Origin of the sequence: Flavobacterium adiutor, assembly GCF_048282555.1 — a bacterium.
In the GTDB taxonomy this organism is placed as follows: Bacteria; Bacteroidota; Bacteroidia; order Flavobacteriales; family Flavobacteriaceae; genus Flavobacterium.
The window spans coordinates 900,298-913,116 of the sequence record NZ_CP182487.1; the positions used below are offsets into that span (position 1 = coordinate 900,298).

The 12,819-nt window shown below is 33.0% G+C and carries 12 protein-coding genes; 5 read left to right on the top strand and 7 right to left on the bottom strand.

The genetic code is table 11. From position 1 onward, the window contains the following. Positions 1-86: 86 nt before the first annotated feature. Positions 87-722 (top strand): polysaccharide deacetylase family protein, encoded by a 636-nt coding sequence (locus tag ACNC7R_RS03885; protein ID WP_417939676.1) that lies wholly within the window; start codon positions 87-89, stop codon positions 720-722. Positions 723-740: 18 nt separating this feature from the next. Here ACNC7R_RS03885 and ACNC7R_RS03890 read toward each other — a convergent pair whose 3' ends face one another. From ACNC7R_RS03890 to ACNC7R_RS03915, 6 genes are all read right to left on the bottom strand, one after another. Continuing rightward, positions 741-1,043 carry a thioredoxin family protein gene (locus ACNC7R_RS03890; protein ID WP_278011068.1) on the bottom strand — a complete coding sequence of 101 codons (303 nt, stop codon included), beginning with the start codon at positions 1,041-1,043 and terminating at the stop codon, positions 741-743. A gap of 72 nt (positions 1,044-1,115) precedes the next feature. Beyond that, complete coding sequence (locus tag ACNC7R_RS03895; RefSeq protein ID WP_417939678.1) at positions 1,116-2,351, bottom strand: metallophosphoesterase; 1,236 nt, start codon at positions 2,349-2,351, stop codon at positions 1,116-1,118. A 176-nt stretch (positions 2,352-2,527) separates the two neighbouring features. Beyond that, the gene (locus ACNC7R_RS03900) at positions 2,528-2,728 is read right to left on the bottom strand and encodes a hypothetical protein (RefSeq protein ID WP_417939679.1); all 201 of its coding nucleotides are present in this window, start codon (positions 2,726-2,728) and stop codon (positions 2,528-2,530) included. Between the two features lie 112 nt (positions 2,729-2,840). Beyond that, positions 2,841-4,157, bottom strand: coding sequence for a sensor histidine kinase (locus tag ACNC7R_RS03905; RefSeq protein WP_417939680.1), 1,317 nt, complete (start codon positions 4,155-4,157; stop codon positions 2,841-2,843). Positions 4,158-4,167: 10 nt separating this feature from the next. After that, the gene (locus tag ACNC7R_RS03910) at positions 4,168-4,842 is read right to left on the bottom strand and encodes a response regulator transcription factor (protein WP_417939681.1); all 675 of its coding nucleotides are present in this window, start codon (positions 4,840-4,842) and stop codon (positions 4,168-4,170) included. A gap of 185 nt (positions 4,843-5,027) precedes the next feature. Continuing rightward, positions 5,028-5,237, bottom strand: coding sequence for a hypothetical protein (locus ACNC7R_RS03915; RefSeq protein WP_417939682.1), 210 nt, complete (start codon positions 5,235-5,237; stop codon positions 5,028-5,030). Between the two features lie 280 nt (positions 5,238-5,517). Between ACNC7R_RS03915 and polA the strand changes: the two genes are divergently transcribed. Next, entirely contained in the window at positions 5,518-8,367 is a 2,850-nt protein-coding gene (polA, locus tag ACNC7R_RS03920) for a DNA polymerase I (RefSeq protein WP_417939683.1), read from the top strand. 145 nt (positions 8,368-8,512) lie between these two features. Here the strand turns inward: polA and ACNC7R_RS03925 are convergent, their stop codons facing one another. Continuing rightward, positions 8,513-9,232, bottom strand: a complete 720-nt coding sequence (locus tag ACNC7R_RS03925; RefSeq protein WP_417939684.1) for a DUF4369 domain-containing protein — start codon at positions 9,230-9,232, stop codon at positions 8,513-8,515. 180 nt (positions 9,233-9,412) lie between these two features. Between ACNC7R_RS03925 and ACNC7R_RS03930 the strand changes: the two genes are divergently transcribed. From ACNC7R_RS03930 to ACNC7R_RS03940, 3 genes are all read left to right on the top strand, one after another. Beyond that, positions 9,413-10,309 (top strand): EamA family transporter, encoded by an 897-nt coding sequence (locus ACNC7R_RS03930; RefSeq protein ID WP_417939685.1) that lies wholly within the window; start codon positions 9,413-9,415, stop codon positions 10,307-10,309. Positions 10,310-10,511: 202 nt separating this feature from the next. Next, positions 10,512-10,790 (top strand): DUF2805 domain-containing protein, encoded by a 279-nt coding sequence (locus ACNC7R_RS03935; protein WP_417939686.1) that lies wholly within the window; start codon positions 10,512-10,514, stop codon positions 10,788-10,790. Positions 10,791-10,887: 97 nt separating this feature from the next. Continuing rightward, positions 10,888-12,741 carry a peptidase M61 gene (locus tag ACNC7R_RS03940; protein ID WP_417939688.1) on the top strand — a complete coding sequence of 618 codons (1,854 nt, stop codon included), beginning with the start codon at positions 10,888-10,890 and terminating at the stop codon, positions 12,739-12,741. Positions 12,742-12,819 lie beyond the last annotated feature (78 nt).

Genomic DNA, 12,819 nt, shown 5'->3' on the forward strand with positions numbered 1-12,819 from the left:
AAAATATACTAATTAAAAAAATGCGGTGCTATTAGTTAAATAGTACCGCATTTTTTTAATTTTACATATCTTTAAATTGTGTCAAAATGAGCTTTTACTGGGTCAAAACAAATTCATTCATTAAAAGGATATTTTCTAAATACTGTTGGGATATTCCAAATACAGAAAAGAAAATATACCTTACGTTTGATGATGGCCCAACTCCTGAGGTTACAGACTGGGTTTTGTCAGAATTGAAGAAATTTGATGCAAAGGCAACCTTTTTCTGCATAGGGAAAAACATTAATGCGCATACTTCTTTATTTGAAAAATTAATTGCAGAAGGACATTCAATAGGAAACCACACCATGAACCATGCAAATGGCTGGAAAAGTAAAACAAACGATTATATTGAAAATGTAAAAAATTGTGCCACTGTATTAGCGGGCAAAAAACTCAGCAGTTTATTATTTCGCCCACCTTATGGAAAAATCAAAAAAGCACAATCTAAAATATTAAGAAATCTAGGCTATAAAATAGTAATGTGGGATGTTTTAAGTGCTGATTTTGATCAGAGCATTACGCCACAAAAATGTCTCGAAAATGTAACAAAAAATGTAAAATCAGGAAGTGTAATTGTTTTTCATGACAGTATAAAAGCATCGCAAAATTTAAAATTTGCGCTGCCCAAAACTTTGAGCTTTCTAAAAGAAAATGGATTTGTATTTGATGTTGTTAGCTAAACTCGCTGATGATAAAATCTATGAACCGAACTGATCCTGAACAAGTCCAATGATAGTATTAGCATCCAGTTCTCCTGACTGTCTCCAGATCATCTGACCTTCTTTGTAAATCATCAACGTAGGAAGACCTTTAATTCGTAAAGCTTCTGCCAGTTCCTGATTTTTATCTACATCAATCTTGATCACCTTAGCTTTATCACCAAGTGCAGCTGCAACATCCTTAATAACAGGATGCATAGAAACTGACGATTCATTCCAGTCTGTATAGAAATCGATTAACACAGGAACCTGTGCGTTTATTAGTTCTCCAAATTTTGACATAAAACCAAAAATTTAAATTTTTAAATCTACTAAAAGAGATTACCATTATACAAATGTAGCATTTTTACCGAATTAAGCCACATTGTTACCCTTTTTTAGTTCAATAACCGTGATTTCAGGCATAATTCCGACCCTTCCAGGATAGGCATGAAAGCCAAATCCTCTGTTCACATAAATATACCTCCCTAAACTTTCATATAGCCCCGCCCATTGCTTGTAAATATACTGCGCTAAACTCCATTTAAAATATCCCGGAATCTCAATGCCAAACTGCATTCCATGAGTATGTCCTGACAATGTTAAATGAAAATTCTTAGGATGGTTTTTTATTTCTGCATCCCAATGACTTGGGTCGTGACTCATTAAAATTTTAAAATCATTCTGATCAACATGCTCAGATGCTTTATCGAGATCCCCTGCTTTCTTAAAATTCACTCCCCAGTTCTCTACTCCAATTAAAGCTATTTTATCTTTTCCTTTTTGGATATAAGTGTGTTCGTTAAGCATCAATTTAAAACCAATTTGCCGATACAAATTCTTGATTGCCTTAAAATTTTCATCTTTTTCCTTTTGAGAAGGCCAGGTAACATATTCACCATAATCATGGTTACCTAAGATAGAAAATTTCCCGTATTTATACTCTTTAATTCTGTTAAAAGTACTTAACCACGCATCCATTTCTTTAGCATGTGTATTGACAATATCGCCTGTAAACAAAATCATATCCGAGTCTTGTGCATTAATAAGATCAATGGCATAATTTATCTTCTCGGCGTTATCAAAACTACCGCTGTGCACATCTGAAATCTGTGTGATTTTAAAACCATCAAAGGCATCAGGAAGATCAGGAAAAAATATGGTTTGCTTAAATACTTTGAAGTTATATTTTCCTTCAAAAATCCCATAAATTAAAGATAGAAACGGAACAGCTGCTAATCCTAATGCCAATTGACTCACAAATTTCCTTCTTTCAGGCATCATTTCTTTTCTTGGCACATTGTACATAAAATAGTTTAAAATGCTGGTTCCAATCCTAAAAATATCTTCTCCGAACAAAATAAGGGTAATCACAATTTTTGGAACATAAACCATCAGCATTAGTCCCATTGTAAACATGGTATATTTGGTTTGTCCAACAGAACGATCAAACTGCGTAAAAGAATAAACGATAAAAACTAAAAGCAAAATACTAATAACCAGATAAGCTATTAACACCCATCTCAATTTAATCAAAGTACGAAATGCCTGGTAAGAATAGAACTCAATAAGTAAAAAAAGAGCACACAGAATTATAAAACGAAGAATCATTATTTATAGTTTTAAACAAAGTAACAAAGAATGAAAATTTTAATACTTTCTATTATCAAAATTTTAACTCAACAAACTACAAAAAGCTGATGAATTACTCCATCAGCTTTCGCTAAAATTTTTTTTAAAACCTTTTTATAATCTACAACGAAGTTCGATGGACAAACTTTTGAAGTTTACTTTTGAACTTTTGCAACTTCCGGTTTAGCTGCATCTGTTTCTGCTTTTTTGTCTGCTTTTGCTTTTTTATGCCCTTTTTTGTCGTGCTTAACAGCCTTAACTTCTTTTGAAGCTGTTGCCTGAGCGGGAGTTGTCTGCGCATTTACCATTGCAGCCGTTCCTAAAAGAAATACTGCTAACATTACTAATTTTTTCATGATCGTAGTTTTTAATTTGTATAATTTCATTTATTTGATTCAAAGATAGAATTGGTAAATGAAGACAAAATGAAGTTTAAGCTTCATAGAAAAAATTAACTTTAAATTATATTTAAAACAACAAAGTAAAGACTGTACCTTCATTTACAACAGAAGAAACTTTTATTTCAATATGATGAAAGACCGCTATACTTTTTGCAATAGCCAGTCCTAAACCCTGTCCTTCCTGTTCAGAACTTACTCTTGTAAAACGGTTAAAAATGTTTTCAATCTGAGATTCGTTTAACCCAATACCGGAATCAGTAATTGAAATGAAATATCGATTTTGTAAAAAACCATCTGAAACTATAATTTCGCCATCAGGTTTATTATATTTTATGGCATTGGTAACCAGATTATAAATCAGTATATGCATTAATGTTTTGTTTCCTGTAAAGACAAAATCATGTTTTGTTTCATTAGTAAACCGAATTCTCTTATCCTCAATCCGATCCTGAAGATCTTCCTGCAATTCATTTATTATGTGCTGAAAATTAATCCTTTCATTTGATTCGTACTGATGATTTTCAATTCTTGAAATCAGCAGCAAATTGTTTATGATTTTCTTCAGCATGTCCAAAGTTCTTAGGGAAGCTGCAATTTTATCAATTGCATTATCATCCAACGACTCATTTTGCAAAAGGTTCTCCAGCTTATTTTTTAATAAAGCAATCGGAGTTAAAAGCTCATGCGAAACATTTGAGATAAACTGTTTCTCTTTTTTAAATACATCTGCAATCCGGTTCATCATTTGATTCAGAACGAGATCCAGTTCTTTAAAATCTTTTGATTTGGCATTTATTGGAGTATGATCAAAAGCTTCCGGCTCATTAACCCACCTTATTTTTGTGTCAATAATCTTGTAAAAAGGCTTGAGCAGATATTCGATATAAACCGTATCAGCCAAAAAAGTCACCAAAAGGATGATAACCAAGACAATTATAATAAAAAACCTGATAATAAAGGTAAGATCATTTACTTCGCCCAGACTACTTCCAATTTCCAGCTGATACCCCTGATTTCCGTAAGCAAAATGATATTGCAGAATTCGGTATTCATTTTCTTCTCCTTCAATAATCCTGTATTCATTTTTAAAAATGGTTTCTTTATGACGAAACCTGACCGGTACTTTTGAAAGAACTAAAAATTCGCTGTGAAGTGTTGAAAATTGTGAATATGTTTCTGTTGAATCTCCTTCATTTTCAATAAAATCATTTATCTCCTGTTGGTTTAAATGTTCAATGAATTTTTTCTTTTTTTCTATCAGACCATTATTAATGTGCCGATATAGAACATTTTCAACTAAAATAGGCAGCATTAGCCATAAAACTAAAATCACTAACAATCTTGTCAGTGCATTAAAAATGGCTAATTGATGTTTTATTTTCACAAGGATCTATTTACTCATTTATACGATAACCAACATTGCGAACTGTTTCAAACCAGTCGATAGCAGTATGTTTGTCGAGTTTTTTTCGAAGATTTCGAACATGAACATCTATAAAATTAGAATCTGAATTTATTTCTAATATATCTCCCCAAATATGTTCAGTCAATTGGAGACGGGTAATAACCCTGTTTTTATTCAAAACCAAATATTGAAAAATATCAAATTCTTTTTTGGTCAGATTTATCGAAACTTCGTTAAAAGTAACCTTGTAATCCTGAAGCTGTAATAAAAATCCGTGAATACCTAAATTGTTTAATGTAAAACCGTGAATTCTTCGAATTACAGCAAATATTCTCGCCGCCAATTCTGTCAGGGCAAAAGGTTTTGTTAAATAATCATCTGCCCCAAGATGAAGTCCGTTAATTCGATCGTCTAGTTCCCCACGTGCTGTCAACACAATAACTGCCATTTTCGACTTTGTTTTCCTGACTTCTTTCAAAACCTCAAAACCATCTCCATCCGGAAGTCCCAGATCTAAAAGCATCGCATCATAATCACTAGAGTTAAATTCTTCCAGAGCATCGGCGCAATTATTTGTAATTTTACAGATATAACCTGACTTACACAGGAAATCATACACTTCTGCTGCAAGTTCCTTATTATCCTCAACAATCAAAATATTCATAAGCCTGTTAGTTAAGCGCAATTAAAATTAACCAATTATCAAAAGTGAAGCTGCGCATTATTGAAAATTTTAACGAATAAAAAAGCTGACAAATTTCTTCATCAGCTTCTCCAATCGCATTCTCATAATCATTATTCCTGTTTTGCCTTTAATACAATCGCCTGAAAGCAAAACGAAAACAATTATTATTTTTTAATTTTTGCGGTTTCAGTTTTGGGAGCTTCTGCTTTATTTTCCGCTTTTTCTGTTTTTGCTTTTTTAGAAGTTTTGTGTTTAGGATTTTTTGTCGCTTTTACTTCTTTAGCCGGAATTTCTTTTTCGTTTTTTGCAGGAAATGCATGAACCATTACACTTGTTCCTAAAACTGCTACTAATAACATTACTAAATTTCTCATGATTTCTAAGATTTAAGAATTAATAACCTTTTAATTTATACGTCAAAATTAGGTTCGAAAAATGAAGCCAAAATGAAGAAATCACCTAACAAGAGAATTTAACTCGATATTAACTTTTTGCAGATTTTGAAACATATAGGTTTTAACAGCATCATATCACGGCACACAACTACTCACATTGATAAAATGGATTTATATAACTTATATGGTGAAAAAAAATGTTGTTAGTCTAATTTTATGAAAACCCAATTGTTTATTTTTACAGACTAATATTTTTTATATGTCAACTCAAAAACGTCTTTTTCTTCTAGATGCTTATGCGCTAATTTTTCGTGGATATTATGCCTTTATAAAAAACCCGAGAATCAACTCAAAAGGAATGGATACATCTGCAATTATGGGTTTTATGAATTCGTTGTTGGATGTTATTAAAAGAGAAAAACCAGATCATTTGGCTGTTGCTTTCGATAAAGAAGGAAGTCATGCCAGAACAGAAATGTTTGCCGAATATAAAGCTAACCGCGACGAAACTCCCGAAGCAATTAAAATTGCTGTTCCTTATATTCAGGAATTATTAAAAGCGATGCATATTCCGATTATTGAACTTGCAGGCTGCGAAGCCGATGATTTAATTGGAACAATTGCCAAACAAGCCGAAAAACAAAATTATAAGGTTTATATGGTAACTCCTGATAAGGATTTTGCACAATTGGTTTCTGAAAATATTTTCATGTACAAACCTGCCCGTATGGGTAACGGAATCGAAATTTGGGGAATTCCTGAAGTTCTTGCCAAATTTGAAGTCGAAAGACCAGAACAGGTAATCGATTTCCTTGGAATGATGGGCGATGCTGTCGATAATATTCCAGGATTACCAGGAGTTGGCGAAGTTACGGCTAAAAAGTTCCTGAAAGAATTTGGTTCAATGGAAAATCTTTTGGCTAACACAGATAAGCTGAAAGGCAAAATGAAAGAAAACATCGAAGCCAACAAAGAAAAAGGTATTTTATCTAAAAAACTGGCCGCAATTATGTGTGATTGCGATGTTACTTTTAATGAAGAAGATTACGAACTTTCACGTCCAGACATCGAAAAAACAGATGCTATTTTTCAGGAACTAGAGTTTAGAAGAATGGCGGAGCAATTTGATAATTTATTTAAAGTTGGAGGTGGAAATGAATTGAACCATAACAGTTCTTCTAACGCCAAATTATACAAAAAGCCGCAGCCAAAAAACGAAGACCAGTTTGATCTTTTTGGAGGCGGGGGAACAACTCTAGACGAAAGTGCCGAAGCTGCAAGAAATTCATTTTACAATACTTTAGAAAATACCGAACATTCGTATCAGACGGTTCAGGGTGATTTAGGAATTAAACTGCTTTTACAAAATTTAGAAAAGCAGACTTCGGTTTGTTTTGATACAGAAACCACAGGAATTGACGCTTTGCACGCAGAACTTGTGGGGATGTCTTTCTCCTACGAAAAAGGAAAAGCTTTTTATGTACCGTTTCCGGAAAATCAGCAAGAAGCTCAGGCATTAGTTAATAAATTTGTTCCGTTTTTTGAAAATGAAAACATTGAGAAAATTGGACAAAATTTAAAATACGATTTAAAAATTCTTTCCAGATATGGCGTTACCGTAAAAGGAAAACTTTTTGACACCATGATTGCGCATTATCTGATCAATCCGGATATGCGTCATAATATGGATATTTTAGCCGAAACGTATTTGAAATATTCTCCAAAATCTATTGAGACTTTAATTGGTAAAAAAGGGAAAAATCAGCTTTCCATGCGTGATGTTCCTTTAGAAGATATTAAAGAATACGCTGCCGAAGATGCTGATGTAACTTTACAATTAAAAGAAATCTTCACCACCGAATTAGACAAAACTGAAACGAAGAAGTTATTTGATGAAATCGAAATTCCGTTAGTTAGCGTCTTGGCTGATATGGAAACCGAAGGTATTCGCCTGGATGTAGCGTTTTTAAAACAAATGTCTAAAGAAATGGATGTTGAGATCAAATCTTTAGAAGAAAAAATATACGAAACTGCCGGAGAGAAATTCAATCTGGCTTCTCCAAAACAATTAGGAGATATTTTATTTGACAAGCTTAAAATTGGCGGCGCAAAACAAAAGAAAACTAAAACAGGTCAATATGCAACTGGTGAAGAAATACTAACATATTTATCAAATGACAATCCAATCGTAAAGGACATTTTAGACTGGCGTCAAATGGTAAAACTGCAAAGCACTTATATCTTGGCTTTACCGGAACAAGTAGATAAAAAAACATTACGCGTTCATACCGATTATATGCAGACGGTTGCTGCGACTGGCCGTTTAAGTTCGAATAATCCGAACTTGCAAAATATTCCAATTCGTACCGAAAGAGGACGTCAGATTCGTAAAGCTTTTGTGGCGCGTGACGAGAACCATACTTTAATCTCTGCCGATTATTCTCAAATAGAACTGCGAATTATTGCGGCATTAAGTGGTGAAGAAAACATGATCAAAGCCTTTCAGGACGGAGAAGATATTCACAAATCGACCGCAGCCAAAGTTTTTAATGTCTCTTTAGACGAAGTTTCACGTGAACAAAGGAGTAATGCCAAAACGGTGAATTTCGGCATTATCTATGGTGTTTCTGCTTTCGGATTGAGCAACCAGACTTCGTTATCAAGAAGTGAAAGTGCTGCTTTGATTGAAGCCTATTACAATACGTATCCTAAGTTAAAATCATACATTTCAGATCAGGTTGAATTCGCACGTGAAAATGGCTATGTGCAAACGATTTTAGGACGTCGCCGTTATTTAAAAGATATTAACTCAGCAAATGCGGTTGTTAGAAGTGCTGCAGAACGAAATGCTGTTAACGCTCCAATTCAGGGAAGTGCTGCTGACGTTATTAAAATTGCAATGATTAACATTCATAAAAAACTTAAAGAAGAAAACTGGAAATCGAAAATGTTACTTCAGGTACATGATGAGCTTGTATTCGATGTGCATAATGAAGAATTAGAAAAAATCCAGCCTATGATCAAACACGAAATGGAAAACGCTTTTAAAATGGCTGTACCATTAGAAGTTGAACTTGGATTAGGTAAAGATTGGTTAGAAGCGCATTAAAAAGATGCCTATCCATAAAAAAAAACAAAGCGTCCCGAAATCAAGTTGGGACGCTTTGTTTTTTCGATATTAATTCGGATCAAAACGAAAACGGAAAGCTAAAAGAGGCTGAAAATATTCAGGTTTTTTGGGTTTAAGATTCAAATTATTTCTTTTCCTCTTTTTTAATTTCATTTACATACTTGGTTAGTTTCTTACCATATAAAGAATTTGCAACTTTAGGCGTCATAGATTTTTGAATAGTATCTAAAAATTTAACATTGATGTCGTAAATTTCTGCTAAAGCTATATAGGGTGCTATTTCATGATCTTTGTTGTTAATTGCAAAGTTAGTGGCAAATAAATATTTTCGTTTAATGTTTGAATCTCCTCTTGCTATAATGCTGTCAACCGCTTTTTGATCGTGTCTTTTTAAAGCTTTGAATTTAGCTTCAATTAATGAAAGACTTTCATCTTTAAAACGAGAGTTTACTTTTTGATATTCTTCATACAATTCATGATTTTTTGATCCGGTAATTTTGGCACCATTGATAAAGTTATCAAGATTTGCATCGATATTTATGTTCCCCGGTTCTGCAAAAAATATAATATTATTGTCTAATGAATTAGTAACTCCACGATCAAGAAATAAATAAAGCATCTCTGGGGATTCTAGTTTTATGGTAGTCTCAAAAGCAGAATTTCCATCAATTTTAATACTGTCAATAGCCACTAAAGCTGTGTCATTATATCTTTGAATGTATAATTTTCCCTCTTTTAATCCTTTTATATTCCCTGTAAGATGCAGACCGTCTGTTGCTTCTTTTTTGTTACATGAGGCAGCTAATAAGCCAATTGCAATAATTGCAATAATTGATTTTTTCATTGTTTTGTCGATTTGGGTGCAAAATAAAGAAATTTTTTAAATGGAAGAGATTCAAGGTTTAATTTTTCAGAAATAAACCAACAGATTCTTAAAGTTAAATTCTGCCTTTCTCAATTTTAACATTGGGCTAAAAACTAAGTATTATCTTTGCGGGCTAAATTTTTTAAAATCAAAAAAGGAATGTCACAAAAAAATGTTCTCAAAGGAGTTTTTCTGGTTGCTTTAGGGGCTACAAGTTACGGTATGCTGGCTACCTTTGTAAAAATGGCTTATGAAGAAGGTTTTACTACCGCAGAAGTCACTACATCTCAATTTATATTAGGTATTACAGGTATTTTGCTGATTAATGCTTTTCAAAAGTTAAAATATAAAAAAAGAGTAGTAAGAGCTACATCGAAAAATATTTTTAATTTAATGCTGGCTGGAACTTCGCTGGGAATGACGAGTTTGTTTTATTATCTGGCTGTAAAATATATTCCGGTTTCTATTGGTATTGTTTTATTAATGCAAACGGTCTGGATGGGTGTTTTACTCGAAATGATTTTAGAAAAGAAACTTCCTTCAGTTCAAAAAATAATTGCTGTTTTTATTGTTTTGATCGGCACTTTGCTGGCAACTAATATCCTTAATAATAGTATTGAGTTAGACTGGAGAGGAATTGGTTGGGGCATCCTTGCAGCTGCATCATTTACTACCACAATGTTTACTGCTAACCGTATTGCTCTTGAAATTTCTTCGGCGCAAAGAAGTTTATATATGCTTTTAGGTGGTGCTGTTATTGTTTTTTCTTTTGCATTTGCAACACAAATCACCCCCTTTAACTTTTCAATTTTTCTAAAGTGGGGTATTGTGCTTTCTCTTTTTGGTACTATAATCCCACCGATGCTCATGAACGCAGGTTTTCCATTGACTGGAATTGGTTTAGGAAGCATTGTTTCGGCACTTGAGCTTCCTGTCTCTGTTATGATGGCATTTGTATTATTAAATGAAAAAGTGTTTTTTTTACAATGGATTGGAATCATTCTGATTATTATGGCTATTATCATAATGAATGTCAATTTCAAAAAGAAAAGCTAATAATGCGTATAGGGATAAAATGAGACACTATAAATTTTGCAAATTTGCTGCTAAAAATTAGTATAGTGTAAAAAAATGCTAACAACAATTAAAAAAAAATATCCAATCTGATCAACTAATTATTTTTTTTATTAATATTGATACATAATTTAAAAATCAATCTATTAATCATTAACCTCTAGTTTGAATTAATTTTCACGTGATGAAAAAGAGTAACCGCAAAGAATTGAATTGGGAACAAACAGAAAAGCTTGTTTCGTTGGCATTAGAAGAGAGAAATCCATTCGAGATTATAAAAAAAGAATTTGGATTGTCAGAAAAAGAAGTTCTGGAAATAATGAAAAAGAAAATGCCTCTTGAAAAATTCGAGATGTGGAAAAAGAAGGCAATCGCAAATAAACCAAAGCCAAAACCACTTAAAATAGATGATTTTGATGAAGATCTGGACGGGAAATACTATATAAAAAATAAATTAGACTAAATAAAAACTCCTGAATTACAGGAGTTTTTTTATTTATATCTTTACTGTAACAGTTTTATGATTTGTAAGACTCATATAAAAATTAAACTTTTAATAAATGAAAAAAATAATTTGCACATTAGCGCTTGCAGTTACTTTATGGAGCTGTAAAACAGGAACGTCAAGTGCAGCGAAGGAAAACGTTGCTGTAAATATTAATCTTACGGATGTAAAAGAAGATAAAGTTTTGGTTACAGTGACGGCACCTCAGATAAAAACGGATGAAGTCATTTACAGTATACCTAAAACAGTTCCGGGAACTTATTCTACAGATAATTACGGAAAATATTCAGATGATTTTAAAGCTTTTGATGTCAAAGGCAATGCGCTAAATGTAAAAAGGATTGATGATAATTCGTGGTCAATTTCTAACGCAAAAAAATTGAAAACAATTACCTACTGGGTTGGCGATACTTTTGATACTGAAAAAGGAACTGGTTTTGGTAATGATGATGTGTTCTCTCCAGCGGGGACAAACATAAATGCAGGAGTTAACTTTGTGGTTAATACCCATGGTTTTGTTGGCTATTTTCAAGATAAACTGGATATCCCTTATAAAGTTACCATCACACATCCTGAAACACTTTGGGGGGCAACTTCAATGACTGATGAAGATGCAAGCAAAACAAGTGACGTTTTTACAACATCTCGTTACGCCGTTTTGGTTGAGAATCCGATTATGTATTCTAAGCCTGATTATACAACATTCAATGTTAACGGAATGGATATTCTGATTGCGGTTTATTCTCCAACCGGAAAATTTACTGCAGAAAGTATTACTCCGGAAATGAAAACAATGATGACGGCACAAAAAAACTTTTTGGGGAAAGTAAATGCTACTAAAAAATATACTGTTTTATTGTATTTGTCAAGTATGGCAAAAGATGATGCCCACGGTTTCGGGGCTTTAGAACATCCAACAGTCACTACAGTTGTTTTGCCTGAATCGATGCCGAAAGAGAAGTTGGTTGAGTCAATGAAAGATGTTGTTTCGCACGAATTTTTTCATATTGTAACTCCATTAACTATTCACTCTAAGGAAATTCAGTATTTTGATTATAATGCTCCAAAAATGTCTGAACATTTATGGATGTATGAAGGAGTAACGGAATATTTCGCCAATCTTTTTCAGATTAATCAGGGCTTAATTGATGAGGCTGAATTTTATAGCCGTATTGCCGATAAAATCGAACAGGCAAAAAGTTTAAACGATACGATGTCATTTACAGTGATGAGTAAAAATGTACTGGAACAGCCTTACAAAGATCAATATTTGAATGTTTATCAGAAAGGAGCATTAATCGGAATGTGTATCGATATTATCATCAGGGAAAAGAGCAATGGGGAGAGAGGTATTCTTGATCTGATGCATAAACTATCTGAAGAGTATGGAGTTGAAAAACCATTTAACGACAATGAACTTTTTGATAAAGTTACAAAATTGACTTACCCTGAAGTTGGGGAGTTCCTGAAAATGCATGTTGCCGGAACAACTCCTATTCCGTATGATCAATACTTAGCTAAAGTAGGTGTAACAAAGTCATCTGAGAAAAAAGCGGGTTCAGTTTTTATAAAAGGTCAGGTGCCTTACATAGGAGTTGATTCAAAAACAAAACAAATAAGCGTTCGTCCAGATGTTGAGTTAAATCCGTTTTTTACAAATCTGGATCTAAAACCAGGAGATATTATTTTGTCAATAAATACTAAGCCATATTCTTTAGATAATATATATGACTTAATTGGTGAGAGTGAAAACTGGAAAGAAAATGATCCGATTACGGTTCAGATAAAAAGAGCTGGTGCTGATAAAACAATAAAAGGTACAGTAAAATTGCCTTATGAAGAAAGTGAAACGTTTAAAGCTACAGATGCTTCAAAAGAAAAACTTAAAAATGCCTGGCTAAAAGGATAGGAAAATAAATTATAAGGAAGCCCCTAAATTGTTTACTTTTTAGGGGTTTTTTGTTTTGTTTACTTGAGTAAACAGTTT

Excerpts from the sequence above, each read along its gene's own strand:
- ACNC7R_RS03895 (WP_417939678.1), bottom strand. The coding sequence starts at position 2,351 with ATGATTCTTCGTTTTATAATTCTGTGTGCTCTTTTTTTACTTATTGAG.
- ACNC7R_RS03910 (WP_417939681.1), bottom strand. The coding sequence starts at position 4,842 with ATGAATATTTTGATTGTTGAGGATAATAAGGAACTTGCAGCAGAAGTG.
- ACNC7R_RS03890 (WP_278011068.1), bottom strand. The coding sequence starts at position 1,043 with ATGTCAAAATTTGGAGAACTAATAAACGCACAGGTTCCTGTGTTAATC.
- ACNC7R_RS03885 (WP_417939676.1), top strand. The coding sequence starts at position 87 with ATGAGCTTTTACTGGGTCAAAACAAATTCATTCATTAAAAGGATATTT.
- ACNC7R_RS03935 (WP_417939686.1), top strand. The coding sequence starts at position 10,512 with ATGAAAAAGAGTAACCGCAAAGAATTGAATTGGGAACAAACAGAAAAG.
- ACNC7R_RS03900 (WP_417939679.1), bottom strand. The coding sequence starts at position 2,728 with ATGAAAAAATTAGTAATGTTAGCAGTATTTCTTTTAGGAACGGCTGCA.
- polA (WP_417939683.1), top strand. The coding sequence starts at position 5,518 with ATGTCAACTCAAAAACGTCTTTTTCTTCTAGATGCTTATGCGCTAATT.
- ACNC7R_RS03930 (WP_417939685.1), top strand. The coding sequence starts at position 9,413 with ATGTCACAAAAAAATGTTCTCAAAGGAGTTTTTCTGGTTGCTTTAGGG.
- ACNC7R_RS03925 (WP_417939684.1), bottom strand. The coding sequence starts at position 9,232 with ATGAAAAAATCAATTATTGCAATTATTGCAATTGGCTTATTAGCTGCC.
- ACNC7R_RS03940 (WP_417939688.1), top strand. The coding sequence starts at position 10,888 with ATGAAAAAAATAATTTGCACATTAGCGCTTGCAGTTACTTTATGGAGC.
- ACNC7R_RS03915 (WP_417939682.1), bottom strand. The coding sequence starts at position 5,237 with ATGAGAAATTTAGTAATGTTATTAGTAGCAGTTTTAGGAACAAGTGTA.